The sequence below is a fragment of the Aquabacter cavernae genome (assembly GCF_003993795.1).
GTDB lineage: Bacteria > Pseudomonadota > Alphaproteobacteria > Rhizobiales > Xanthobacteraceae > Aquabacter > Aquabacter cavernae.
In genome coordinates this window covers 1,103,772-1,126,718 of sequence record NZ_RWKV01000008.1, presented here as the reverse complement: position 1 = coordinate 1,126,718, position 22,947 = coordinate 1,103,772, and the positions used below count along the sequence as shown (strand labels likewise).

General features: G+C 67.8%; 24 protein-coding genes. 10 read left to right on the top strand and 14 right to left on the bottom strand.

Features of this window, described 5'->3' with window-relative positions; genetic code table 11:
- The first annotated feature begins 18 nt into the window (after nucleotides 1–18).
- Together ypfJ and moaB are read left to right on the top strand one after the other, a co-directional pair.
- Nucleotides 19–885 (top strand): KPN_02809 family neutral zinc metallopeptidase, encoded by an 867-nt coding sequence (ypfJ, locus tag EJJ38_RS09925; protein WP_127089907.1) that lies wholly within the window; start codon nucleotides 19–21, stop codon nucleotides 883–885.
- A complete protein-coding gene (moaB, locus tag EJJ38_RS09920) occupies nucleotides 885–1,448 on the top strand; it encodes a molybdenum cofactor biosynthesis protein B (RefSeq protein WP_127089906.1) in 564 nt (187 codons plus the stop codon). Before ypfJ ends, moaB begins: the two co-directional genes overlap by 1 nt.
- Nucleotides 1,449–1,814: 366 nt before the next feature.
- On the opposite strand, the gene EJJ38_RS09915 is transcribed toward moaB, so the two are convergent.
- Nucleotides 1,815–2,741, bottom strand: coding sequence for a diacylglycerol/lipid kinase family protein (locus EJJ38_RS09915; protein WP_127089905.1), 927 nt, complete (start codon nucleotides 2,739–2,741; stop codon nucleotides 1,815–1,817).
- 78 nt (nucleotides 2,742–2,819) lie between these two features.
- Here EJJ38_RS09915 and EJJ38_RS09910 point away from each other — a divergent pair, with 78 nt between their 5' ends.
- From EJJ38_RS09910 to EJJ38_RS09900, 3 genes are all read left to right on the top strand, one after another.
- On the top strand, nucleotides 2,820–3,221 hold the full coding sequence (locus tag EJJ38_RS09910; RefSeq protein ID WP_127089904.1) for a hypothetical protein: 402 nt from the start codon (nucleotides 2,820–2,822) through the stop codon (nucleotides 3,219–3,221).
- Nucleotides 3,222–3,296: 75 nt separating this feature from the next.
- Nucleotides 3,297–3,506 carry a DUF1328 domain-containing protein gene (locus tag EJJ38_RS09905; protein WP_127089903.1) on the top strand — a complete coding sequence of 70 codons (210 nt, stop codon included), beginning with the start codon at nucleotides 3,297–3,299 and terminating at the stop codon, nucleotides 3,504–3,506.
- A gap of 126 nt (nucleotides 3,507–3,632) precedes the next feature.
- Entirely contained in the window at nucleotides 3,633–4,739 is a 1,107-nt protein-coding gene (locus EJJ38_RS09900; protein ID WP_127089902.1) for a polyamine ABC transporter substrate-binding protein, read from the top strand.
- Nucleotides 4,740–4,834: 95 nt separating this feature from the next.
- Here EJJ38_RS09900 and EJJ38_RS09895 read toward each other — a convergent pair whose 3' ends face one another.
- The 4 genes from EJJ38_RS09895 to ispH all read right to left on the bottom strand — a co-directional run bounded on the left by EJJ38_RS09895 (nucleotide 4,835) and on the right by ispH (nucleotide 7,891).
- Complete coding sequence (locus tag EJJ38_RS09895) at nucleotides 4,835–5,374, bottom strand: hypothetical protein (RefSeq protein WP_127089901.1); 540 nt, start codon at nucleotides 5,372–5,374, stop codon at nucleotides 4,835–4,837.
- A gap of 112 nt (nucleotides 5,375–5,486) precedes the next feature.
- Nucleotides 5,487–5,945, bottom strand: coding sequence for a ribonuclease HI (rnhA, locus tag EJJ38_RS09890; protein ID WP_127089900.1), 459 nt, complete (start codon nucleotides 5,943–5,945; stop codon nucleotides 5,487–5,489).
- Nucleotides 5,942–6,910 (bottom strand): homoserine kinase, encoded by a 969-nt coding sequence (locus EJJ38_RS09885; protein WP_127089899.1) that lies wholly within the window; start codon nucleotides 6,908–6,910, stop codon nucleotides 5,942–5,944. The genes rnhA and EJJ38_RS09885 overlap by 4 nt, the downstream gene beginning before the upstream one ends.
- A gap of 3 nt (nucleotides 6,911–6,913) precedes the next feature.
- Nucleotides 6,914–7,891, bottom strand: a complete 978-nt coding sequence (ispH, locus tag EJJ38_RS09880) for a 4-hydroxy-3-methylbut-2-enyl diphosphate reductase (RefSeq protein ID WP_127089898.1) — start codon at nucleotides 7,889–7,891, stop codon at nucleotides 6,914–6,916.
- 279 nt (nucleotides 7,892–8,170) lie between these two features.
- Between ispH and EJJ38_RS09875 the strand changes: the two genes are divergently transcribed.
- On the top strand, nucleotides 8,171–8,863 hold the full coding sequence (locus EJJ38_RS09875; RefSeq protein WP_127089897.1) for a DUF1013 domain-containing protein: 693 nt from the start codon (nucleotides 8,171–8,173) through the stop codon (nucleotides 8,861–8,863).
- A gap of 138 nt (nucleotides 8,864–9,001) precedes the next feature.
- On the opposite strand, the gene EJJ38_RS09870 is transcribed toward EJJ38_RS09875, so the two are convergent.
- Nucleotides 9,002–9,832 carry a universal stress protein gene (locus EJJ38_RS09870; protein ID WP_127089896.1) on the bottom strand — a complete coding sequence of 277 codons (831 nt, stop codon included), beginning with the start codon at nucleotides 9,830–9,832 and terminating at the stop codon, nucleotides 9,002–9,004.
- A 429-nt stretch (nucleotides 9,833–10,261) separates the two neighbouring features.
- Between EJJ38_RS09870 and EJJ38_RS09865 the strand changes: the two genes are divergently transcribed.
- Nucleotides 10,262–11,248: a glycosyltransferase family 2 protein gene (locus EJJ38_RS09865; protein ID WP_127089895.1), complete on the top strand. Its 987-nt coding sequence runs from the start codon at nucleotides 10,262–10,264 to the stop codon at nucleotides 11,246–11,248.
- A gap of 7 nt (nucleotides 11,249–11,255) precedes the next feature.
- Nucleotides 11,256–12,068 carry a ChbG/HpnK family deacetylase gene (locus EJJ38_RS09860; RefSeq protein WP_164738469.1) on the top strand — a complete coding sequence of 271 codons (813 nt, stop codon included), beginning with the start codon at nucleotides 11,256–11,258 and terminating at the stop codon, nucleotides 12,066–12,068.
- Between the two features lie 36 nt (nucleotides 12,069–12,104).
- Here the strand turns inward: EJJ38_RS09860 and clcA are convergent, their stop codons facing one another.
- From clcA to EJJ38_RS09845, 3 genes are all read right to left on the bottom strand, one after another.
- Nucleotides 12,105–13,499 (bottom strand): H(+)/Cl(-) exchange transporter ClcA, encoded by a 1,395-nt coding sequence (clcA, locus tag EJJ38_RS09855; RefSeq protein ID WP_245454170.1) that lies wholly within the window; start codon nucleotides 13,497–13,499, stop codon nucleotides 12,105–12,107.
- A gap of 87 nt (nucleotides 13,500–13,586) precedes the next feature.
- Nucleotides 13,587–15,329 (bottom strand): ABC transporter ATP-binding protein/permease, encoded by a 1,743-nt coding sequence (locus EJJ38_RS09850; RefSeq protein ID WP_127089893.1) that lies wholly within the window; start codon nucleotides 15,327–15,329, stop codon nucleotides 13,587–13,589.
- Nucleotides 15,330–15,542: 213 nt separating this feature from the next.
- A complete protein-coding gene (locus tag EJJ38_RS09845; protein WP_127089892.1) occupies nucleotides 15,543–17,168 on the bottom strand; it encodes an acyl-CoA synthetase in 1,626 nt (541 codons plus the stop codon).
- Nucleotides 17,169–17,386: 218 nt separating this feature from the next.
- On the opposite strand from EJJ38_RS09845, the gene EJJ38_RS09840 reads away from it, so the two are divergent.
- Nucleotides 17,387–19,306: a propionyl-CoA synthetase gene (locus EJJ38_RS09840; RefSeq protein WP_127089891.1), complete on the top strand. Its 1,920-nt coding sequence runs from the start codon at nucleotides 17,387–17,389 to the stop codon at nucleotides 19,304–19,306.
- 42 nt (nucleotides 19,307–19,348) lie between these two features.
- Here EJJ38_RS09840 and EJJ38_RS09835 read toward each other — a convergent pair whose 3' ends face one another.
- Both EJJ38_RS09835 and EJJ38_RS09830 read right to left on the bottom strand, forming a co-directional pair.
- A complete protein-coding gene (locus tag EJJ38_RS09835; protein WP_245454169.1) occupies nucleotides 19,349–19,666 on the bottom strand; it encodes a hypothetical protein in 318 nt (105 codons plus the stop codon).
- A gap of 43 nt (nucleotides 19,667–19,709) precedes the next feature.
- Entirely contained in the window at nucleotides 19,710–20,027 is a 318-nt protein-coding gene (locus EJJ38_RS09830) for a hypothetical protein (protein ID WP_127089890.1), read from the bottom strand.
- Between the two features lie 123 nt (nucleotides 20,028–20,150).
- Between EJJ38_RS09830 and EJJ38_RS09825 the strand changes: the two genes are divergently transcribed.
- Nucleotides 20,151–21,059: an MBL fold metallo-hydrolase gene (locus tag EJJ38_RS09825; protein WP_127089889.1), complete on the top strand. Its 909-nt coding sequence runs from the start codon at nucleotides 20,151–20,153 to the stop codon at nucleotides 21,057–21,059.
- A gap of 33 nt (nucleotides 21,060–21,092) precedes the next feature.
- Here the strand turns inward: EJJ38_RS09825 and EJJ38_RS09820 are convergent, their stop codons facing one another.
- The 3 genes from EJJ38_RS09820 to EJJ38_RS09810 are packed head-to-tail and all read right to left on the bottom strand — an operon-like array spanning nucleotide 21,093 to nucleotide 22,857.
- Nucleotides 21,093–21,305, bottom strand: coding sequence for a DUF4287 domain-containing protein (locus EJJ38_RS09820; protein WP_127089888.1), 213 nt, complete (start codon nucleotides 21,303–21,305; stop codon nucleotides 21,093–21,095).
- A gap of 53 nt (nucleotides 21,306–21,358) precedes the next feature.
- A complete protein-coding gene (locus EJJ38_RS09815; RefSeq protein ID WP_245454168.1) occupies nucleotides 21,359–22,144 on the bottom strand; it encodes a DUF1499 domain-containing protein in 786 nt (261 codons plus the stop codon).
- Nucleotides 22,138–22,857: an HAD family hydrolase gene (locus EJJ38_RS09810; RefSeq protein WP_127089887.1), complete on the bottom strand. Its 720-nt coding sequence runs from the start codon at nucleotides 22,855–22,857 to the stop codon at nucleotides 22,138–22,140. Before EJJ38_RS09810 ends, EJJ38_RS09815 begins: the two co-directional genes overlap by 7 nt.
- Nucleotides 22,858–22,947: the final 90 nt, after the last annotated feature.

Genomic DNA, 22,947 nt, shown 5'->3' with positions numbered 1-22,947 from the left:
CGAGCGGTGGAGGATGTCATGCGGTGGGAGGATTTCCGCTCCAGCGGCAATGTGGAGGACCGGCGCGGCATGCGCGGCGGGGCCGGGGGCATCGGCATCGGCACGTTGATCGTGGTGGGCCTTGTGGGCTGGGCGCTGGGCATCAACCCGTTGGTGCTGCTCTCCGGGCTCGACGCCATCCAGGGCGGGTCGGGCGGTTATGAGCAAAGCGCACAGCCTCAGGGCAAGCAAGGCGCGCCGACGGACCAGCTCGGCCGCTTCGCCTCCACCGTGCTCGCCCAGACCGAGGATGTGTGGACCGAACTCTTCCGCCAGCAGGGCCGCACCTATAAGGACCCCACCATGGTCCTGTTCTCCGGCTCCACCCGCTCGGCCTGCGGCGGGGCGACCTCGGCGGTGGGGCCGTTCTATTGCCCCACGGACCAGAAGGTCTATCTGGACCTCTCCTTCTTCCAGGAGATGAAGGACCGCTTCCGCGCGCCCGGCGACTTCGCCAATGCCTATGTGATCGCCCACGAGGTGGGCCACCATGTGCAGAACATCACCGGCATCCTGCCGCGTGTGCAGGAGGCCCAGCGCAGTGCGGGCAGCAAGGCGGAGGCGAACGCGCTTTCCGTGCGCACGGAGCTGATGGCCGACTGTCTCGCGGGCGTGTGGGCGCACCATGCCAATGCGCGCTTCCAGATCCTGGAGCCGGGCGACATCGAGGAGGCGCTGAACGCCGCCAGCGCCATCGGCGACGACAAGCTTCAGAAGCAGTCCCAGGGCATGGTGATGCCGGACAGCTTCACCCACGGCTCCTCCCAGCAGCGCGTGACCTGGTTCACGCGCGGGCTTAAGACGGGCTCCATGCAGCAATGCAATACCTTGCAGGGACCCGTCTGATGCCCGGAATCGATGCCACGCGCCCCTTCGTGCCCCTGCGCATCGCGGTGCTCACCGTCTCCGACAGCCGCGACCTTGCCACCGACAAGTCGGGTGCGACCCTCCAGGAGCGTATCGAGGGGGCGGGCCATGTGCTCGCCGGCCGCGACATCGTGCCGGACGACGTGGCGGAGATCCGCTCCGTGGTGCGGGGCTGGATCGCCCATCCCGAGGTGGACGTGGTCATCACCACCGGGGGCACGGGCTTCACGGGACGCGACGTGACGCCGGAGGCGCTGGAGCCTTTGTTCGAGAAGCGCATGGAAGGCTTCTCCACGGTCTTCCACATGATCTCCTATGCGAAGATCGGCACCTCGACGCTGCAGAGCCGCGCCACGGCGGGGGTGGCCAATGCCACCTACATCTTCTGCCTGCCCGGCTCGCCGGGCGCCTGCCGGGACGGCTGGGACGAGATCCTCGTGAACCAGCTCGACGTGCGCTACCGCCCCTGCAATTTCGTGGAGATCCTGCCGCGTCTCGACGAGCACCTGAAGCGCGCGAAGGCGCAGGGTGCCTCCGCCTGATCCTGTCGGCTCCCGGCGTCCGCAGATGCCGGGCCGCTTTGCTCAGGCGCCGCGCGGGCATGACCAAAGACCCATGGGTCGAACGCGCGGATCTTAGAGCCCGTTTGGAAATTCAGATCCGCTTGCCCTTCGGAACGGCTCTGCCCCTCCCACCCTCCCCCGCACCTAAGTCGGCTGTTGCCGACTTAGGTGCGCTCATGAACCGAACTCGGCAACAGCCGAGTTCGGGCGGGAGAGGGAGCCGGTCGCGCCAACCGCCCGTGGCAGGCCCATAATTCAGGTGTGGAAAGCCCTCTCCCGCTTGCGGGGGAGGGTTGGGAGGGGGAAGGACGCAACCCGTGTAGTTCCAGACGGGCTCCCGGGGCCTCACGCCGCGCTTTCGGCCAGGGGCTGGGGGCGCTGGAGGGCGGCCTTGGGCATGAGCAGGCGCAGCGCCTTGGGCTGGATCTCATAGCGCATGGGCGTGTTCTCCCGGGTCACTTCCCCATCGGTCGCTACCCACAGGCGGCGGCGATGGGAGGCGCTGATGGTGATCGAGCGGCCCTTGAAGGCGTGGATGCCGGGATTGTCGCGCCAGGTCTGGATGAGCACGTCCGCGCCCACCTTCACCCGCGCGAGCGCGCCACGCTCCTCCGCCACCAGAACCTCCAGTTCCCCGCCATCCAGCCGCGAGCGGTGCCAGCCGGCCCCGTCGAACGTGTTGTTGGTGATGAGGGCCGCATAGGCGTCCAGCGAGACGCGCTGCCCGTCCACGTCGATATCGAGCCGCAGCCGCCCGGACCGGGCCAGCGCCCGGCCGAGGGCCAGGAACCAGCCGATCGCCCGCCCGTGCTGCTGGCGCATGGCTTCGCGCGCCATGGCCATCTGGCTGAAGAAGCCGACGCCGGACACGCCGTGGAAGGCCCGCCCGTTCAGGAGGGCGAGGTCGATGGCCATGGGCTCGGCCTCCCGCAGGGCGGCGAGGGCGCCCGGCAGGTCGCGCGGCAGGCCGATGTCGTAGGCCAGAAGGTTCATGGTGCCGAGCGGCAGCACGCCCAGGGTCAGGCCGGTATCGGCCAGCACCGAGCAGGCATAGCTGACGGTCCCGTCCCCCGCGCCCACCACCAGCGTGTCGTAGCCCAAAGCAGGGGCTGCGCGGATGGTCTTGGCTATTTCCGCGCCCTCGCGCACCACCACGTCCACGTCCTGGCCGGGCTCGGTGAGGGCTGCGTCCACTTCGCGGCGCACCCGCTCCGCTCCGAGATCGAGGATAGTGCCCGCCTGGGCATTGAGGATGACGAGCGTGCGGGCCATCATCGGTCTCCGGGATGGATGGGGGGCAGGTGCGCAGGCTTGTGCGCAGGCTTGGCCCCCGGGGCAGGGAGCATGACAATGGCGGCGGATTTCTCACCTTCGGGCAAGCCATCCATCGTGCGTGTTCGCGCAGGGCTCCTGCTGCTCCTGGCGCTCATCCTGTTCTGCGTTTCCGCCGGACGATTCGTCGGGGTGCAGATGGGGTTGGGCTGGGCCTGGGGCATGGTGGGCGCGCTTATCGTTGCTGTTCTTGTGGGCTTCGGGCTGAGCCGCCTCAGCCGCAAGATATATTTCATCATCTCCGCCGTCATCACGCTGCTCACCACCTATCTGGCCTATGACTTCCTGCGCGGAGCGCTGGAATGGTCATCCACCCTGTCGCTCCTGTTCGCCCTGGTGCCGTTCGCCATTCTCGCGGCCGCCTTCTGGGACTTCCGCCGCCTCAAGCTGGAGGTGAGCGGGTGGCTCAACAGCCCCTGATGCCGGCTGCGTGTCACAGGTGAGGAACCGGCGGAGGGGGCCTGGGGTTCCGTTCGCGCAAACGGAGCCTCGGCCATGCTGAAATACGCTATCTTCTTCCTCGTCGTTTCCATGCTCGCGGGGGCGATGGGCTTCATGAACGTGTCCGCCGTGGCGCGGCGCATCTCGCTGGTGCTGTTCGGGGTGTTCCTGGCGCTGGCGGCGCTGGTGCTGGTTTTCTTTATCCTGCTGGACCGGGCCACCAGTTCAAGCGGGCTGCTTCCCCTCTCCATCCTGCTGGCCTGACCTACGCATATCTCCGTCTAAGGTCGCAGACGCGCGGTTGACGGTTGAGCGGCGCGCCGTCCCGCAATAGCCTGTTCGGGGAAAGCCGAGGAACGGCTTCCGCGGGACCTTCGAGAGGAGAAAATCATGCATCGCCTCGCCCTTGCGGCAGCGGCCGGCCTGCTTGCCCTTGGCACGCTGCCGGCAGCCGCCCAGCAAAAGGTGGTGAACGTCTTCAACTGGTCGGATTACATCGACGAATCCGTGCTGGAAGACTTCACCAAGGAAACCGGCATCAAGGTTCGGTACGACGTATTCGACAGCAACGAGGTGCTGGAAACCAAGCTCCTGGCAGGCAAGACCGGGTATGACGTGGTGGTTCCCACCGGCTCGTTCCTGCAGCGCCAGATCAAGGCGGGCGTGTTCCAGAAGCTGGACAAGTCGAAGCTTCCGAACCTCCAATATATGTGGCCGGAAATCACCCAGCGCCTCGGTGTCTATGATCCCGGCAACGAGTTCGCCGTGAACTATATGTGGGGCACCACGGGCATCGGCTATAACGTGGACATGGTGAAGCAGCGCCTCGGCGATGTGCCCATGAACACCTGGGACATCATCTTCAAGCCGGAGAACCTCTCCAAGCTGAAGGATTGCGGCGTCTATATCCTGGATGCGCCGGAAGAGGTGATCCCCGCCGCCCTGCGCTATCTCGGCTTCGATCCCGATTCGAAAAATCCCGAAGAGATCGCCAAGGCCGGCGAGATGCTCCTGAAGGTCCGTCCCTTCGTGCGCAAGTTCGATTCCGGCGGCATCATCAACGCCATGGCGCGCGGCGACATCTGCATCGCGGTGGCGTGGTCGGGCGACATGTTCCAGGCCAAGTCCCGCGCCGAGGAAGCCGCGAAGAAGACCAAGAAGAAGCCCATCAACATCGCCTACGTCATCCCCAAGGAAGGCGCGCTGATGTGGTTCGACAACTTCGCCATCCCCAAGGACGCGAAGAATGTGGACGAGGCCCTGGCGTTCATCAACTACATGAACAAGCCGGAAGTCGCGGCCAAGAACACGAACTACATCTCCTACGCGAACGGCAACCTCGCGTCGCAGAAGTTCATCGACAAGGCGATCATGGACAACCCGTCCATCTATCCCGACAAGGACACCTTCTCGCGCCTGTTCACCGTGACCACCTATCCGCAGGACGTGCAGCGGGTGGTGACGCGCACCTGGCAGAGCTTCAAGCGCGGCAAGTGATCCGCGCTTCTGACGCGCATCGTCGCGTCAGCCCCGTGTGAAACGGACGGCCGGACCCCTGGGTCCGGCCGTCTGCGTTTGGAAGGGCAGGTTGGTCAGGAGGCGGCGCGGATCTCGACGCGCGCCTGCGCGAGGCGGCGATAGAGGCGGCGGTCGCGCACCAGGGGCCACCAGTCATAGAGAAAGATCTCGATGGGCCGCCAATTGGCCACCCAGCCGAGAATGATCAGGCTCTCGCTCACGAAATGGGCGAAGGGCCGGTCTCCGAGGCGCCCCGAGATCAGTTCCGAGAGCAGGATGCAGGCGGCGAGAACGGCGAGGCCGATGGCGAGCGCGATGCGCCCCATCCGGAACAGCTCCTTCAGCTCCCGGCTCTTCTCTTCCGCCCGCGCGCGGAAGAAATGGTTCAGCGTCTGGCCGAAGGCCCGCGCCGCGTCGGTTCCGGCTTCCTCAGCGGGCAGGTGCAGCACGATGGCCAGCGGCTGCTTGGCGGGCAGGTCGCCGGCCCACTCGACGATAAAGGCTTCCGCCTGGGGATCGAGGTCGCGCTCCTGGAAGGGGTAGGGGTCCAGCATGTTGAGAAGCTGGGCGATCCGCTCCACGCGGATTTCGATCTTTGCGGAGGCGTCCTGCATGGCTTCTCCCGTCGCGCTCCGATGCCAGCCGCTGGGCCGGGGAGCGCGCGTTATTGTTCCGCTTCAGGCAATGAGCGATTCGCCCGCCCGCACCAATTCACAATTGGCGGCCTCAGCCGGCCCGCGCGCCGGACATCTTGAACGGCGCCATGCCCTGGCGGGCGAGAAGGTCCGCGCGCTCGTTCAGTTCGTTGCCCGCATGGCCCTTCACCCAGTGCCAGCGGATTTCGTGGCGGGCGATGGCGGCGTCGAGCCGTTCCCACAGGTCCTGGTTCTTCACCGGCTTCCTGTCGGCGGTGCGCCAGCCGTTGCGCTTCCAGCCGTGCATCCATTTCAGGATGCCGTTGCGCAGATATTCGCTGTCCGTGTTCAGGTCCACCGAGCAGGGGCGCTTCAGCGCTTCCAGCGCGCTGATGGCGGCCATCAGCTCCATGCGGTTGTTGGTGGTGTTGGCTTCCCCGCCCTGCAATTCCTTCTCGTGCGCCCCCGTGCGCAGGATGGCGCCCCAGCCGCCGGGGCCGGGATTGCCCGAGCAGGCCCCGTCCGTCCAGATCTCCACCGGCGCGCTCATAGGGACAGTCCGTAATCGCTGGCGCTGGCCACGGCGCGGTGGAAGCGGAGCTTCCGGAGATATTCCAGCGGGTCCTTGGGCATCACGAGGGCCCCAGCCGGCACGTTCAGCTTGTCCACCAGCCGGGTGAGAAGAAAGCGCAGCGCCGCCCCGCGCGCGAGCCGGGGCAGGGCCTTCGCCTCTTCCGCGGAAAGCGGGCGGGCCTGGGCATAGCCGGAGAGCAGCGCGCGGCCCTTGGTGGCGTTGAAGGCACCGTCCGGCTCGAAACACCAGGCGTTCAGGCACACCGCCACGTCATAGGCGTAGAGGTCGTTGCAGGCGAAATAGAAGTCGATGATCCCGGACAGGCTGTCGTCCAGGAAGAAGGCGTTGTCCGGGAACAGGTCCGCATGGATCACGCCGGCCGGCAGATGGGCGGGCCATTCGGCCTCCAGGTCCGCCAGCTCGCCCGCAATGGTGTCCGCAAGGCCCGGCGCCACCGTGTCCGCGCCCGCGCCCGCCGCCTCGAACAAGGGCCGCCAGCCGGCGACGGAGAGGGCGTTGGGCCGCGACAACTGCGTGAAGTCGGCGCCCGCCAGATGGAGCTTGGCCAGGGCCGTGCCCAATTGGGCGCAATGGGTCACGGCGGGACGCCGCACCGAGACGCCCTTCAGGAAGGTGACGATGGCGGCGGGCCGCCCCGACAATTCGCCCAGCGCAGTGCCGTCCCGCGCCGCCACGGGCTGCGGGCAGGAGATGCCCTTCTGGGCCAGATGGCGCATGAGCCCCACGAAGAAAGGCAGGTCGCGGGGCGCGACGCGCTTCTCGTACAGGGTCAGGATGTAGCTGCCCGTGGTGGTCTGGAGGAGGAAGTTGGAGTTCTCCACGCCCTCGGCGATGCCGTGATAGGACACCAGCGTGCCCATGTCGTAGCGGGAGAGGAACTCCTCCAGTTGCGCGGACGTCACGTCCGTATAGACGGCCACGCCCTACTCCGCGGCGTCCGGGCGCAGCGCCCGGGGAAGGGGGAAGAACACGTCCTCCTCGGCGGCGGTCACGCTGCGCACGTCCAGCTCGAACCGCTCCGCGAACGCATCCAGCAATTCCTCCACCAGCACTTCCGGCGCGGAGGCGCCCGCCGTTACGCCCAGCGAGGTGATGGTGCCGAAGCGCTCCCAGTCGATGTCGGTGGCGCGCTGCACCAGCACGGAGAGGGCGCAGCCCGCCCGCTCGGCCGCTTCGCGCAGGCGCAGGGAATTGGAGGAATTGGGGGCGCCCACCACCACCATGGCGTCCACCTGGGGCGCCACCTTCTTCACCGCGTCCTGGCGGTTGGTGGTGGCGTAGCAGATATCTTCCTTGTGGGGCGCGGCCATGTTGGGAAAGCGCGCCCGCAGGATGTTCACCATCTCGGCGGTGTCATCCAGGGAGAGGGTGGTCTGCGTCACGTAAGCGAGATTGTCGGGGTCGCGCGGCACGATGGTGCGGGCGTCCTCCGCCGTCTCGATCAGGGTCACGGCATCATCGGGCAATTGCCCCATGGTGCCGATCACCTCCGGGTGCCGGGCATGGCCGATGAGCAGGATCTCGCGGCCCTTGCGGTGGTGCACCTGCGCCTCGCGATGCACCTTGGTCACCAGCGGGCAGGTGGCGTCGATGGCGAACATGTTGCGGGAGGCCGCCGCCTCGGGCACGGATTTCGGCACGCCATGGGCGGAGAAGATGACCGGCGCCGGGCCTTCCGGCACCTCGTCCAGCTCTTCCACGAACACCGCGCCCTTCCGCTTCAGGCCCTCCACCACGTATTTGTTGTGGACGATCTCGTGGCGCACATAGACCGGCGGGCCATAGAGCGCGAGCGCCTGCTCCACCGCGTCGATGGCACGGACCACGCCCGCGCAGAAACCGCGCGGCGCGCACAAGAGCACCCGCAGGCGGGGCTTGGGGGAGGGAGCGGCAGTCTGCATCGCGCCATGAATGGCGGGGCGCGGCGAGACGTGTCAAGGGCGCTTGTGGAGGAAAGGGCCAATGCCCATTTGCATCCGACCGCCGGGGCGCCTATTGTTGCAGCATCCCGGACATTGCGAGTTCCGCGGTTCGCCCGGCAGTCGGGCGAGCGACGGACCCCTCGTGTCAGCCGCAAGGCCGGTTTCCCGGACGTCGCCGCCAGCGCGGGCGACTCCTGAGAGGATCGGACGGGCGGGGAAGACCAACAACGCCGAAAGGCTGCTCCAAGAGGCCGCTCCATGTCGAACACCCCCCTCATGCCAAAGGCGACCGCCGTGTGGCTGGTCGATAACACGGCCCTCACGTTCGAGCAGATCGGAGACTTCTGCAAACTGCACGCTCTGGAAGTGAAGGGCATCGCCGACGGCGAAGTGGCGCAGGGCATCAAGGGTCTCGATCCCATCTCCACCGGCCAGCTTGCGCGCGACGAGATCGCGATCGCCGAGAAGGATCCCAACCGGCGCCTGAAGCTGCTGGAATCCAAGGTGCGCCTGCCGGAGAAGAAGACCCGCAAGGGGCCGCGCTACACCCCCGTCTCGCGCCGCCATGACCGGCCGAACGCCATCCTCTGGCTCACCCGGAATCATCCCGAGCTGAAGGACGCCCAGATCATCCGCCTGGTGGGCACCACCAAGTCCACCATCCAGGCGATCCGCGAACGGACCCACTGGAACTCGGCGCAGCTCCAGCCCATGGACCCGGTCACGCTCGGCCTGTGCAGCCAGATCGACCTGGACATCGAGGTTCAGCGCGCGGCCAAGGACCGGCCCGCTTCCGCCGTGGAAGAGCGCGGCGCCACCCTGCTGCCGGCGGATGTCACCACCCGCCGCCATGAGGATGCGCCGCCCCGCCGCGAATCCCTCGATCTGGAAACCGTGTTCGCCAAGCTGGGCGGTTCCCGCAAGACCGAGGCCGACGAAGACGACGAGTGATCGCCTCGCCATCCGGCGGCTCACGAAAAAGGCCCCCTCCGGCATCGGAGGGGGCCTTTTTGTTTGGCGGCATGGATTGCCGCGGACGGATCATCCCCGAAAGGGGGCGGCCCCGGTGGTGGACCGGAGCCGAAAGTGTCAGTGCGCCATCAGCACGGGCACGGTCATGGCCGAGAGGATCTCGCGGGTGACGCCGCCCATGACCAGTTCGCGCAGGCGCGAATGGCCGTAGCCGCCCATCACCACGAGGTCGGCGCCCTGGTCGGACACTTCGTTGAGAATGGTCTGGGCGATGCTGGGCTCGCCATTGCCCACATGCAGGGTGCGCGTGGTGGCGGTGAGGCCGTGCCGGGCGAGATGGCGCAGCACGTCCTCGCAATCCGCCGGCTCGTCGCTGGCGCGCACGACGCGCAGCACTTCCACCACGGAGGCGCGGTGCAGGAGCGGCAGTCCCTCGGCCAGCGCCCGCGCGGCGGCGCGGCTGCCGTCCCAGGCCACCACGGCGCGGCCGCCGCCATAGCCGTCGCGCTGCACATAGGGAACCACCAGCACCGCACGGCCGGATTCCAGCAGGACGGTCTCGGCGATCACCTCTTCCGGCCCCGGCCGGTCCGGGTCGGGCTGCGCCACCACGGTGAGGTCATAGGCGCGCGACATTTCCGCGAGGCTGTTGGCCGCAAGGCCGAGCGAGCCGCTCATGGAGCGCACATCGTGGACGAGGCCCGCCGCCGCCGCGCGCGCTGCGAAGGCTTCACCGGCGGCAGCGGCTGCCGCGGTGTTTTCCTGCATCTGGGTTTCCAGGAAATCGGTGGGCAGGGCGCCCATATAGAAGGGCGGAACGTCGATTTCGTACGTCACCGCCAGGCCCGTCAGATGGGCCGAGAACTTGGACGCCAGGCTGATGGCAAAGGCCGCCGCCCGGTCGTGGTCGGTGCCCTGGCTGAGATTGACGAGAATGTCGCGGATCATAACGAAAGGCCCTCCCGGTGCCGCAAAAACGGCGACACCATAAACCTAATGAGGTTCCAGGAGGCAATGTTGATCCGCCGCAAAGCCGCCGTGAGGGGACCCTAGGGTGCGATCGCCCCACCTTGACGCATCTTGGTGCGTCAAGGTGGGGCGTGAATCGCTCTCTCTCAAAGAGTTAGAGGCTGATCCGCCCCTCAGATCGCTTCAACCTGAGGGGATCAGGCTCTAAAAGAAAACGCGGCCGCCTGGGGGAGAGGCGGCCGCGTCGCATGGATCGATCAAGGGGGGGAAGTCGATCGTTCCGTGTACATAACGGCCGCTCCGGTTTCGGGTTCCAGAAAAAATGAAAAAAAATCTGCGCCTCTCGTCTGTGGCTCCGAACGGGGCTAAACGAAGCGTCGGCTCTAACGTCAGCCTGGGTGCGCGGCGGTGACACCGGACCTCAGCATTGTGGTCCCGCTCTATAACGAAGCGGGCGGAATCGATGTGTTTCACCGGCGGCTGTCCGCCTGCGCGGCGCGCACGGCGCAGGCGCGCGGCATGCGGCTGGAAATCGTCTATGTGGACGATGGCAGCCGGGACGGAACGGCGCTGCGCGCCGCCGAGCTGGCGCCGCTGGGCGTGGATGTCCAGGTGGTGGCCCTGTCCCGCAATTTCGGCAAGGAAGCGGCCCTCATGGCCGGGCTCGACCATGCGCGGGGCGATGCGCTCCTGTTCATGGACGGAGACGGCCAGCACCCGCCGGAAATGATCGACACCTTCGTCGGTCTCTGGAAGGACCAGGGCATCGACGTGGCCTATGCGGTGAAGGCGGACCGTTCCGAGGAGCCGACGGCCCGGCGCCTGTTCGTGAAGGCCTTTTACCGCCTGCTGAATTTCGGCGCTCCCACGCGCATTCCCGAGGACGCGGCGGACTTCCGCCTGCTGTCGCCGCGTGCGGCGGCGGCGCTGCGCCGCCTGCCGGAGCGCAACCGCTTCTTCAAGGGCCTGTCCATCTGGGTCGGCTTCCGCCAGATGGCGGTTCCCTACAAGCCCGAGCCGCGGGTGCACGGCACCAGCAGCTGGAGCTTCTGGCGGCTTCTGGGCCTCTCCATGGAAGGGCTCACCTCCTTCTCGCCCGCGCCGCTGCGGCTCGCCGCTTTGATCGGCGCGCTGATCGCCGGTGGGGCGCTCTTCTATGGCTTCTGGATCACCATGGAACGCTTCGTGTGGGGCATTCCCCTGCCGGGCTACCCTTCCGTGGTGGTGGGCGTGATGGTGATCGGCGGCATCCAGCTTCTGGTCATGGGCGTGATGGGCGAATATCTCGCCCGCGTCCTTTTGGAGATCAAGGCGCGGCCGGTCTATCTGGTGGCGGACCATGTGCTGCACCCGGCGGCGACGGCCGAGCCGGCGCGCGGCGGCCCGCCGGCCTGACGCCGCCATGCGGCGGATCATCATCTGCGCGGACGATTATGCCCTCGCGCCCGGCGTGAGCGAGGCCATCCGCGCCCTGATCGCCGCGCGCCGCATCAACGCCACCTCAGTCATGACCGTCTTTCCCGGCCTGCCGGAGGAGGCGGGGCGGCTGCGCATCGCGGCCCAGGGGACCGGCGCCAGCATCGGCCTCCACGTCACGCTCACGGCGGGCTTCGCTCCGCTGCGTGCCGCGCCATTGGGGGGCACGTCGTTTCCCTCCATGGGGCGCCTGCTCGTGGCGAGCCTTACGGGACGCGTGTCCCGCGAGAGCGTCCGAACCGAAGTGGAAGCCCAGTTCGACGCCTTTGAGGCCGCGTTCGGCATGGCGCCCGCCCATGTGGACGGGCACCAGCATGCCCATCTTCTGCCCGTCATCCGCGACGTGGTGCTGGACACCGCCGCCCGCCGCGCACCGCGCGCTCTGGTGCGCGACTGCACGCAGGCGCCGGGTGCGCGCATCGGCTTCGATGCCAAGGGGCGCTTCATCTCGCTGCTGGCGAGCGGGCTGGCGGGGCAGGCGCGGCGGCGCGGATTGCGGGTGAATAGCGGATTTTCCGGGGCCTATGCGCTGCGGACCGGCGGCGACTTCGCCGCTTTGTTCGGCCGGTTCGCCGCCGGGCTGGGCGATGGAGGGATGATGATGGTTCATCCCGGCCATGTGGACGGGGTTCTTCAATCCCGCGACCCGGTCCATGCCCCGCGCGAGGCCGAATATCGCGTCCTCGCCGGCCCGGACTTTGGCGCGCTGCTGGCGAAGGCGGGCGTCACCCTCGCCTGACGCGGCAGTGCCGGGGCGATGGGGGCCCGTCCCCGCTCAGGACTTGGCGTTTTCCTGTCCCGCCCGCTCGCGCTGGTCCCAGCCGCCCAGTTCGTCGTCGCTCGCCTCGGTCTCCGGGGGCGGGGTCTGGCCCGCAAGGCGCAGGGTGCGCTCCAGGAGGACTTCGTAGATGGGCTTGCCGCCCAAGGCGTCGGCCACGAGGTTCGCGAACACGCAGGTGAGGATGACCGGCACGAGAAGCGTGTAGGCGCCCGTCAGCTCGGCCACCAGCACCATGCCCACCAGCGGCGCGCGCACCGTGGAGGAGAACAGGCCGCCCATGCCCGCGATGGCCAGCGCCGCCACCATGCCCGCCGGCAAAGGAAGAATCGCGTCCAGCGCCGTGCCGTAGAGAACGCCCACGGCGGTGGCGAGGGCGAGGATGGGGGCGAAAATGCCGCCGGGCACGCCCGTGGAATAGCTGGCCATGGTCATCACGAAGCGGATGACCACGATGCCCGCCAGCACCAGCAAGGGCAGGTTCTCATGCGCCAGGGTGACGGCCAGCTTCTCCCCGCCCAAAGTCGCTTCCGGGCGCACCACCAGCAGCACGCCGATGGCGAGGCCCACGGCCGCCGGGAGAATGTAGAAGGAGGTGCGCATGCCCAAGGTGCGCGCCGCGTCCAGCGACCAGATGAGGGTGCGGTTGAAGACGACGCCCACCACCCCCAGGATCACGCCCAGCCCGACGAAGGCGGGCAGGGTGACCAGCGGCATTTCCGCCACCTGGATCAGCATGTCCGGCCGGGCGCCGGCGATGCTTTCGGTGACGATGGCGCTCATGACCGAGGCCAGGATCACCGCGCTATACGTGCGCAGCCCGTAGGGAAATTGCCGCCGGGTTTCCTCGATGACGAACAGGATCGCCGCCAGCGGTGCGTTGAACGCCGCCGCAAGGCCCGCCGCCCCGCCCGCCGCCAGCAGGCCGCGCATGTCGCGGGTGGACAGGCGCAGCCATTCGGACGCCGCCTGGGCCACCGACGCGCCCATATGGATGGTGGGACCCTCGCGGCCCACCACGAGGCCGGAGCCGAGGGCGAGGAGGCCGCCGACGAACTTCACCGGCAGGATGCGCTTCCAGCGGACCGGACGCAGCCCTTCGAGGGCGCCCTCGATTTCCTGGACGCCCGAGCCCCCCGCCTCCGGGGCGAAGGTGCGCACCAGCCAGACCGAGGCCACCACCATGATCGCGGCCACCGCGCCCATGAGCAGGAGGCGAACAACCGAGGAGACCTGAACATCCGCGAACAGGACGGGCCAGCCGGAAATAACGTCCGTGCTCAGATGGAATACGGTACCGATCAGCCCGACCACGGCGCCCACGCAGACGGCGATGACATAATAGCCGGCATCGCTCAGCCCGCCCGGCTTCTTCTGATCCCCAGCGTCCACGCCCGCCCCCCGAAATGCGCCCATGGGACAGGTGTAGAGCAGGGGGCAATCCTGTTGCAATGCAAAGGAAAGCGGAGCCCGGCCTGATCAGGCCCCCATGCTTGCCATGTCCCGGCCTCCGGACAGGCGACGCGGCGGCATGTCGCCCTCCAGCACCACATGCCGGTCATGCAGGGCCTTCAAGGTTCCGCGATGGCCGATGGAAAGGATGGCGGTATCCGGAAGCCGTTGCGCAAGCAGTTGGTAGAGCGCGAATTCGGTGGGTTCATCAAGCGCGGCGGTGGCCTCGTCCAGCAGCAGAACGCGGGGCCGGTTCAACAAAGCGCGGGCGATGGAGAGGCGCTGCTGCTCGCCCATGGACAGAACATCCGGCCACAAGGCGCTCTCCTGCAGGCGCGGCACGAGGCCGGAAAGGCCGACCTCGTCCAAAGCGGCGGCGAGGGCGGCTTGCGAATGGGTATCGGGCGCATGGGGATAGCTCAGCGCCGCGTCGAGCCGCCCCACGGGCACATAGGGGCGCTGGGGCAGGATCATCACCGGAGCGTCCCCACCAATGCCCACCTCTCCCGCCGCGAACGGCCAGATGCCAGCAATGGCGCGGAACAGGGTGCTCTTGCCCGCGCCGGACGGTCCCATCATCAGGACCTTCTCGCCGGGCGCGAGGACGAAGTTCTCCACCGCGATCAAGGCGCGCCCGTCCGGCAGCCGCACCTCCAGCTCCGACAGACGCAGGGGCTGCGGCTGGCCCTGGCGCTGTGTGACGGCAGGCGCGGCGACGCCTGCTTTGGCCGCGCCCATGGCCCGCTCGAAGCCCGTGAGGCGGTTCACCACGGCGGCCCATTCGGCCAGTTCCGAATAGGAGGTGATGAAGAAGGAAAAGGCGGTCTGCACCGAGGAGAAGGCGCTCGCCGTCTGCATGAGCGGCCCCAGCAGGATGGCGCCCGAGAAATATGCAGGCGAGACAACCACATAGGGGAAGATGGTGGAGATCTGGTTGTAGCCGGCAGTGAACCAGGTGAGGCGCTTCTGCAGCCGCATCAGGTCGAAGAAGTTGCTCCAGATGCGGGTGAAGCGGCCGTCGAGGCGCCGCTCCTCCTCCCCCGCGCCGCGCAGCAGCGCCACCTGCTCGCTATTCTCCCGCACGCGCACGAGGTCCACGCGGAAGTCCGCTTCGTAGCGCTGCTGGTCGAAATTCAGCCCCACGAGGCGCCGTCCGATCACATGGGCGAAGACGGTGCCGAAGGCCGCATAGATGAGCGCCGCCCAGAACAGATAGCCGGGAATGAGGATATCGGTGCCGAACAGCTTCAGGTCATAGGTGCCCGACAGGCCCCACAGGATCACGCTGAAGGAGATGAGCGACACCACCGTTCCGAACAGGCCGACCCCGATGGAGATGGTCTGGGTGACGAACATGCGCACATCGTCGGCGATGCGCTGGTCGGGATTATCCGCTGTGTCGCCCTGGAGGCGCAGGCGGTAGAAGGTTTCATCCGCAAGCCAATGGGACAGATAGCGCCGCGTCAGCCAACGCCGCCAGCGGATGATGAGCCATTGCTTCAGGTAGATCTGGTAGACGGCGACAATGATGGCGCCCGCCGCAATGCCGCAGAACACCAGGAGCTGATACTTGAACTCCGGGTAATCCTTTTCCTGGATGGCATTGTAGAAGGCGCTGTTCCACTCGTTGAGCAGCACCGTGGCGTAGACCCAGGCCAGCTCCAGCGCGATCACGGCCCCCAGCAGGCCGAGGGCGATCCAGCGCTCCTCGCTCTTGAAATAGGGGACGGCCAGTCGGCGAATGTCGGACAGCAGCGTAAGCGCGCGCATGACAGGATCGGCTCCAATGCGATGCGCACCATATCGTGGGGGCGGATGGACGGACCATGGCCGGAACATGACCGGACCGTCATGTTTGAACGCATCCGCGTGAGGGAAGGTGCCCTCCAATGCCCTCGGGCTCGATCCATGGCCCTGTGGTCAGCCCGCGCGGCCGATTGAACGTGCCGCGCGGTTTCGGGGCGAAGCCGCCTTGCCCTTTGGTCAGCCGTTCTTGGCCATGTCCCGCAGGCGGAACTTCTGGATCTTGCCGGTGGAGGTCTTCGGGATCTCGTCGAACACGAAGTGGCGCGGGCACTTGTAGTGGGCAAGGTTGGCCCGGCAATGGGCCATCAGCTCCTCCGCCGTGGCGGTGGCGCCGTCCTTGAGCTCGATGAAGGCCATGGGGGTCTCGCCCCATTTCTCGTCCGGCCGCGCCACAACGGCGGCGGCGGCCACCGCCGGATGCTTGTAGAGGGCGTCCTCCACCTCGATGGACGAGATGTTCTCGCCGCCCGAGATGATGATGTCCTTGGAGCGGTCCTTGAGCTGGATATAGCCGTCAGGGTGCTTCACCCCGAGATCACCGGAATGGAACCAGCCGCCCTCGAACGCCTTCTGCGTGGCGGACGGGTTCTTGAGATAGCCCTTCATCACCACATTGCCGCGGAACATGACCTCGCCCATGGTCTGCCCGTCGGCGGGCACCGGCACCATGGTGTCGGGGTCCAGCACGTCCAGCGCCTCCAGCGCGCCGTAGCGGACGCCCTGGCGGGACTTCTTCTGCGCCCGCTCCTCGGAGGGCAGGTCGTCCCAGCGGGACTGCCATTCATTGACGACGGCGGGGCCGTAGACTTCCGTCAGGCCATAGACATGGGTGACGTTGAAGCCCGCATCCTGCATGGCCGCCAGCACGGCGGCGGGCGGCGGCGCGGCGGCGGTGATGAATTCCACCGTGCGGGGCAGGGGGCGCTTGTCCGCCTCCGGGGCGTTCAGCAGCGTGGACATGACGATGGGCGCGCCGCACATGTGGGTCACGCCCAGGTCCGCCAGCGCGTCGAAGATGGGCTTGGCGCGCACCATGCGCAGGCACACATGGGTTCCGGCCACGGCGCACACGGTCCAGGGGAAGCACCAGCCGTTGCAGTGGAACATGGGCAAGGTCCACAGATAGACCGGATGGCGCCCCATGCCGCAGGTGAGCACATTGTCGTGGGCGAGCAGGTGCGCGCCGCGATGGTGGTAGACCACGCCCTTGGGGTCGCCCGTGGTGCCCGAGGTATAGTTGAGGGCGATGGCGTTCCATTCGTCCGAGGGCATGGCCCAGGCATAGTCGGGATCGCCGGTGAGGAGGAAATCCTCATATTCCACCGAGCCGATGCGGTCGCCCGAGCCGGAATATTCCGGGTCGTCATAATCGATGACCAGCGGCTTGCGGGTGGCGATGGCGAGCGCCGCCTTGATGACGGGCGAGAATTCCCGGTCGGTGATCAGCACCTTCGCCTCGCCATGGTCGATGGTGAAGGCGAGGATCGCCGCATCGAGGCGTGTGTTGAAGGCGTTCAGAACGGCGCCGCACATGGGCACGCCGTAATGGGCCTCCACCATGGCGGGCACGTTGGGCAGCATCACCGCCACCGTGTCGCCGATGCCCACCCCGGCCTTCTCCAGCGCCGAGGCGAGACGACGCGAGCGGGTATAGAGGTCGCGATAATTCCGGCGCAGGTCGCCATGGACCACGGCCAGATGATCGGGGAACACCGATGCCGAGCGCTCCAGGAAGCCCAGCGGCGTCAGCGGCTGGTGATTGGCCGGGTTGCGTTCGAGATCCTGGTCGTAAATGCCGGGCATCGGTTCCCCTCCACACAGAGGCATTGTTATGCCTTGTTGCTTCCGCCGGGCGCCTGCCGGGCGTATTGGCGCGAACCTAGCCGAGGGTTTTACCACCGCGCAACGCCCGCTCGGCCCGACGAAGGTCTTACGCACTAGAGCGGACTTGCCAGAGGGGGGCGTCTGCGCAACATCCCTTAAGCAAGACCAACTTAAAAACACGACCAAGGGGAGGCACCATGCCGGAGCATGATCAGAGCCGCTATGGCGAGGTGTATGGCCGCTGGCGGCAGGACCCCGCGGCCTTCTGGGCCGAGGCTGCCCGCGACGTCTCCTGGTTCACGCAGCCGAGCACCATTTTCGATCCCGCCCAGGGCGTCTATGGCCGCTGGTTCGCCGACGGGGTCTGCAACACCTGCTTCAACGCCGTGGACCGCCATGTGGCGGACGGGCGCGGCGAGCAGGTGGCGCTGATCCATGACAGCCCGGTCACCGGCTCCAAGACCACGCTGACCTATTCCCAATTGCTGGCGCAGGTGCGCGCACTGGGTGCGGTGCTGGCCGATCTCGGTGTCGCCAAGGGCGACCGGGTGGTCATCTACATGCCCATGGTGCTGGAAGCGGTGGTGGCGATGCTCGCCTGCGCGCGCATCGGGGCCGTGCATTCCGTGGTGTTCGGGGGCTTCGCGGCCAAGGAACTGGCGGCGCGCATCGAGGATGCCGCGCCCAAGGTGATCCTCGCCGCCTCCTGCGGCATCGAGCCCGCGCGCGTGGTGGCCTACAAGCCGCTGCTGGACCAGGCCATCGAGATGTCCAGCGTGAAGCCGGACGCCTGCCTCATCCTCCAGCGCCCGCAGGCGCCGTGCGGCCTCGTGGACGGCCGGGACCTGGATTGGGCCGAGACCTGCGCCACGGCCGCGGCCGCGGGGAAGGGCGCCGACTGCGTCCCCATGGCCGGTACCGACCCGCTCTATATCCTCTACACCTCCGGAACCACCGGGAAGCCCAAGGGCGTGGTGCGCGACACGGCCGGCCATCTGGTGGCGCTGCGCTGGACCATGGAGAACCTCTATGGCCTGAAGCCCGGCGAGGTGTTCTGGTGCGCCTCCGACATCGGCTGGGTGGTGGGGCACTCCTACATCGTCTACGGCCCGCTCATCATGGGCGCCGCCTCGCTGGTCTATGAGGGCAAGCCGGTGGGCACGCCAGATCCCGGCGCCTTCTGGCGGGTGATCGAGGAGCACAAGGCGGTGGCGCTGTTCACCGCGCCCACGGCGCTCCGCGCCATTCGCAAGGAAGACCCGGACGCCACCTTCCTGAAGGGCCGCGACCTGTCCGCCTTCCGCACCCTGTTCCTGGCGGGCGAGCGGGCGGACCCGGACACGGTGGACTGGGCCCGCACCACGCTGAACGTGCCTGTGGTGGACCATTGGTGGCAGACGGAGACCGGCTGGGCCATCGCCGGAAATCCCGTGGGCCTCGGCCTGCTGCCCTTCAAGGACGGATCGCCCACCGTGCCCATGCCCGGCTACGACCTGCAGGTGGTGGACGAGGCGGCGAGGCCCGTTCCGGCGGGCAAGATGGGCTCCATCGTCATCAAGCTGCCCTTGCCGCCCGGCTGCCTGCCCACGCTCTGGCAGCAGGACGAGCGGTTCCGCGAATCCTACCTCGCGGAGTTTCCCGGCTTCTACAAGACGTCCGATGCCGGGTTCCTGGATGAGGACGGCTACGTCTTCGTCATGGGCCGCACGGACGACATCATCAATGTGGCCGGCCACCGCCTCTCCACGGGCGGCATGGAGGAGGTGCTGGCCTCCCATCCGGACGTGGCCGAATGCGCCGTCATCGGCGTGAAGGACGAGCTGAAGGGCGAGGTGCCCTGCGGCTTCGTGGTGCTGAAGGCGGGCGAGCGGCGGGCGCCGGACGTGATCGAGAAGGAACTCGTCACCCTGGTGCGCGACAGGATAGGCCCGGTGGCGGCGTTCAAGATCGCCATCACGGTGCCGCGCCTGCCCAAGACGCGCTCGGGCAAGATCCTGCGCGGGACCATGAAGAAGATTGCGGACAGTGATCCCTGGACCGCGCCCGCCACCATCGACGATCCCGGCGCGCTGGAGGACATCACCGCCTCGCTGAAGTCCCGCGGCTTCGCCCAATAGCGGCGCGGGGAGCGGTGCGCCGCCGGGCGGCGCACCTTGTGCTCAGCGGTTTCCGTAGAAGGTGGACGGATCCCAGCAGGTGCCGCCGCCCACATAGCAGGTGCCGTCCTTGGACGGCACCCATTCCGGCTTGATCTGCTCGGAGCCCGCGCAGAAGCGGACATTGCTCACATAACGGTCAAAGGTATTCGGCCCCGTGGCGAGGACCACGCCCGGACTGCGCGCCACCAGGGACTGCACCTGGGGGCAGCTCATGGTGCGCGTGTTGGGCATGCCCTGCTGGGCCTGCGCCACGCCCGAGAGCAGCAGCGCCGCCGCGAGCGCCACGCCCCCGATCCCGGCCTTCATATGCCCGCTCATGGTTCTGTCCCTTGTCTCATGGCCGAATGCTGCCGGTCTTGGCTCAGCGTCCGCCGCCTTCATTGCTGGGATCCACGCAGGTGTTGCCCACGGGGCATTGCTGCTGGTCGCGGGTCTGCACCCATTGGGCCTTGGTCTGCTGGCCGCCGCTGCAATAGCCGTCATCCTTCACATAGCGATTGAACACGTTGGGGCCGGTGCTCAGCGTCACCGCGCCCTGGTTGGTCACCATGGCGGTGGCCTCGGCGCAGGTCATGTTCAGGGTGTTCGGAAAATCCTGCGCGCCGGCGATTCCCGGGGCCGCGAGCATGGCGAAGGCCGCGAGGGCGGTCGCCGCGAGGGTCGTGACCTTGGTCTTCATAGCGTTCCTCCTTCAATGGGCGTCGTTTCCCGGCGGCGGAACGGTTGTGCAGGGGAAGCCGTTCCGCCGAAGCCGCATGACACTCTTACCTTACCCGCTCCGGCATGCTCTATGGCTGCCTTGATGAGCGACGATCTTTCCTTCAACCGCAGCTTTGATGTCTCACCCGGCACCGTCGAGGAGGTGGCGCCGGGCGTCCGACGCATTCTTGCGCCCAATCCCTCGCCTTTCACATTCACGGGTACGTGCTCCTACATCATCGGGCGCGGAAAGGTGGCGATCCTGGATCCAGGGCCGGACGATCCGGCCCATGTGGCGGCGCTGCTCCACGCGGTGCGCGGGGAAAGCGTGTCCCATGTGATCATCACTCACACCCATCGCGATCATTCCCCGGCCGCCCCCGCCATCGTGGCGGCCACGGGCGCGAAGACGTTCGGCGAGGGGCCGCATCGGCCCGCGCGCCCGCTGTTCATCGGCGAGATCAACCCGCTGGATGCCAGCGCCGACACGGCCTTCGTGCCGGACGTGGCGGTGCGGGACGGCGACAGGGTGGAGGGGCAGGGGTGGCAATTGGAGGCAGTGGCGACGCCCGGCCATGCGGCGAACCACATGGCCTTCGCGCTCACAGGCGCCGATCTCCTGTTTTCCGGCGATCATGTCATGGGCTGGGCCACCTCCATCGTGGCGCCGCCGGACGGCTCCATGGGCGACTATGTGGCGTCCCTGGAAAAGCTCGCCGGGCGCACGGAGCGCCTTTATCTCCCCGGACACGGCCCGGCCGTGACCGATGCGCCGGCCTATGTGCAGGACTATCTCGCCCACCGCCGCGCGCGCGAAGCGGCCATTCTGCGCGGGCTGGAGCGGGCGGAGACCATCCCCGATCTGGTGCGGGGCATCTATATCGGCCTCGATGCGCGCCTCGTGGGCGCCGCCTCCCTCACCGTGCTCGCCAACCTCGAATATCTCGTGGCGCGCGGGCTGGTGGAGACGGAGGGCGAGCCCTCCTTGGACGGGCGCTACCGGCTGGCCTGACGATGGTCAGGGGCTGAGCCGGCCGGGTGGGCGTCAGCCCTTATCCTCGGCGAGCGTGTGCGCGACGATGGCGTTCGCATGGCCGTGGCCCAGGCCATGCTGCGCCTTGAGCAGGGTCACCAACTCCATGTGCTTGGCGGGATAAGCCGCGCGCACGATGGCTTTCCACTCCGCGATGGGACGACCGTAGGTCTTCTCGATGGACGGAAAGTAGGACGCCGGTCCCTTCACGGGCTGGTCGGTCATCGCAAGCTCCAGACGTAACAAGGCAATCTGGGTCGAATGTGAGCCACCACAACCTAATGGCGCTTGCGCCGTTCGGTGGAGAGGTCGGTCATCAGGCTTGAGATGCGCCAGGCATTCTCGCCCAGATCATGGAAGCCGTAGCGGGAGGCCGAGCGCACATCCACCCGCGCACCCTTCTGCGTGGGGCGCACCCGGATGGCGATGTCATTGCGGAAACCCAGCAGGGGCGTGGGGGCCACGGCTTCGATCTGGCCGTCGCGTACGCCGCCGCGCGGGGGAACCGCGTCCAGGATGCGCCATTTGCGCTGCCGCACCAGGGCCAGCAGGGCGTTGAAGGCTTCCTCCGGCGTGGCGTCCAGGTCCATGGGCTTGATGCCGGGATAGGCGCCGCGCTGGAGCGCCAGCAGCGTCTCGTCCGGCGGCAGCACGGAATTGGCGCCGGAGGGGCGGGCGAAGCCCATGGCGCGGAAGTGCGGCGGGTCGGCCGTGTCGGTGGACAGGTCGGTGAGCGGCGGCAGCATCCAGCCGCGCGCCAGCACCGTGGCGGGTCCGGCCAGCAGAACCAATGTGATGGTGAGGGCGGCGATGGCCTTGCCGAAGCCGCGCCAGCCGCTCTCCCACAGGCTCACGCATGCGCCCACTGCCAGCAGTCCGCCCACCAGGGCGATGGCGAGGCCGAGCGCGAGGGCCGCGATTGCCGGCTGGAAGGCCAGCAGGTCCGCCCGGTAGAGACCGGCCGCCAGCACCACCACGGGAATGGAGAACAGCGCGAGCCGGAAGCTCCACACCGCGAGGCGCGAGGTTCGCTCCTCCACATAGAGGCTGCGCTTGATCAACATGGCACTGCCTCCGCGAGGGCTTCGGGCAGGTCGTCCACGCTGTCGAGGACCAGATCGGCGAGGGGGATCATGTCGTCCACCGGCGCCGGGCCGGTGCGCACGAGGATGAAGAGGGCATCCGCCCCGCGCGCGGCGGCCAGATCATGGGCGCTGTCGCCGATCACCGCCATTTCGGGGCCGGAGAAGCCGAAGCGCTCGCCCATGGCCCGCACCATGCCGGGGCCGGGCTTGGAGCCGTAGCCGGAATCATAGCCGTGGACCGCATCCAGCAGCGGAAGAAAGCCGAGCGCCTCGGCCTGGAGCCGGGCATTGGCCTCCGCGTCATTGGTGACGATGGACAGGCGCAGCCCGGCGCCATGCAGGCGCTGCAGGGTATCTCCGGCCCGGCCGATGGGCGTGAGGTGGCGCAGGCCCTCCGCGCTGAACAGGGCGTCGATACGGGCGAGGAAGGCGTCCGTGGGGGCTTCGCCCAGCGCGTCCGCCCAGAGCGGGCCGTAATGCGCGGAGGAGCCCGCGACCAAAGGAGAGGTGGGCAGGAAGCGCTCTTCGTCCGGCAGATACTGGCTCACCGTCTCCAGGCGTCGCAGGGCGGCGGCGTCCTCGCCCGCAAGGGTGCGCATCACCGCGCCAGCGGCAGGCCCCCAGGTGCGGTCGAAATGCACGAGCGTGCCGTCCTTGTCGAACAGGAGCGCCTTGAGGCCGTGGAGGGACATTCACACACCCGGGCGCGGAATGCGCCGTCAGGTGCATCAACCACGAGTGCGGGGCATTCTTCAATCCCCGCCGGGCGTGCGACCCGGCTC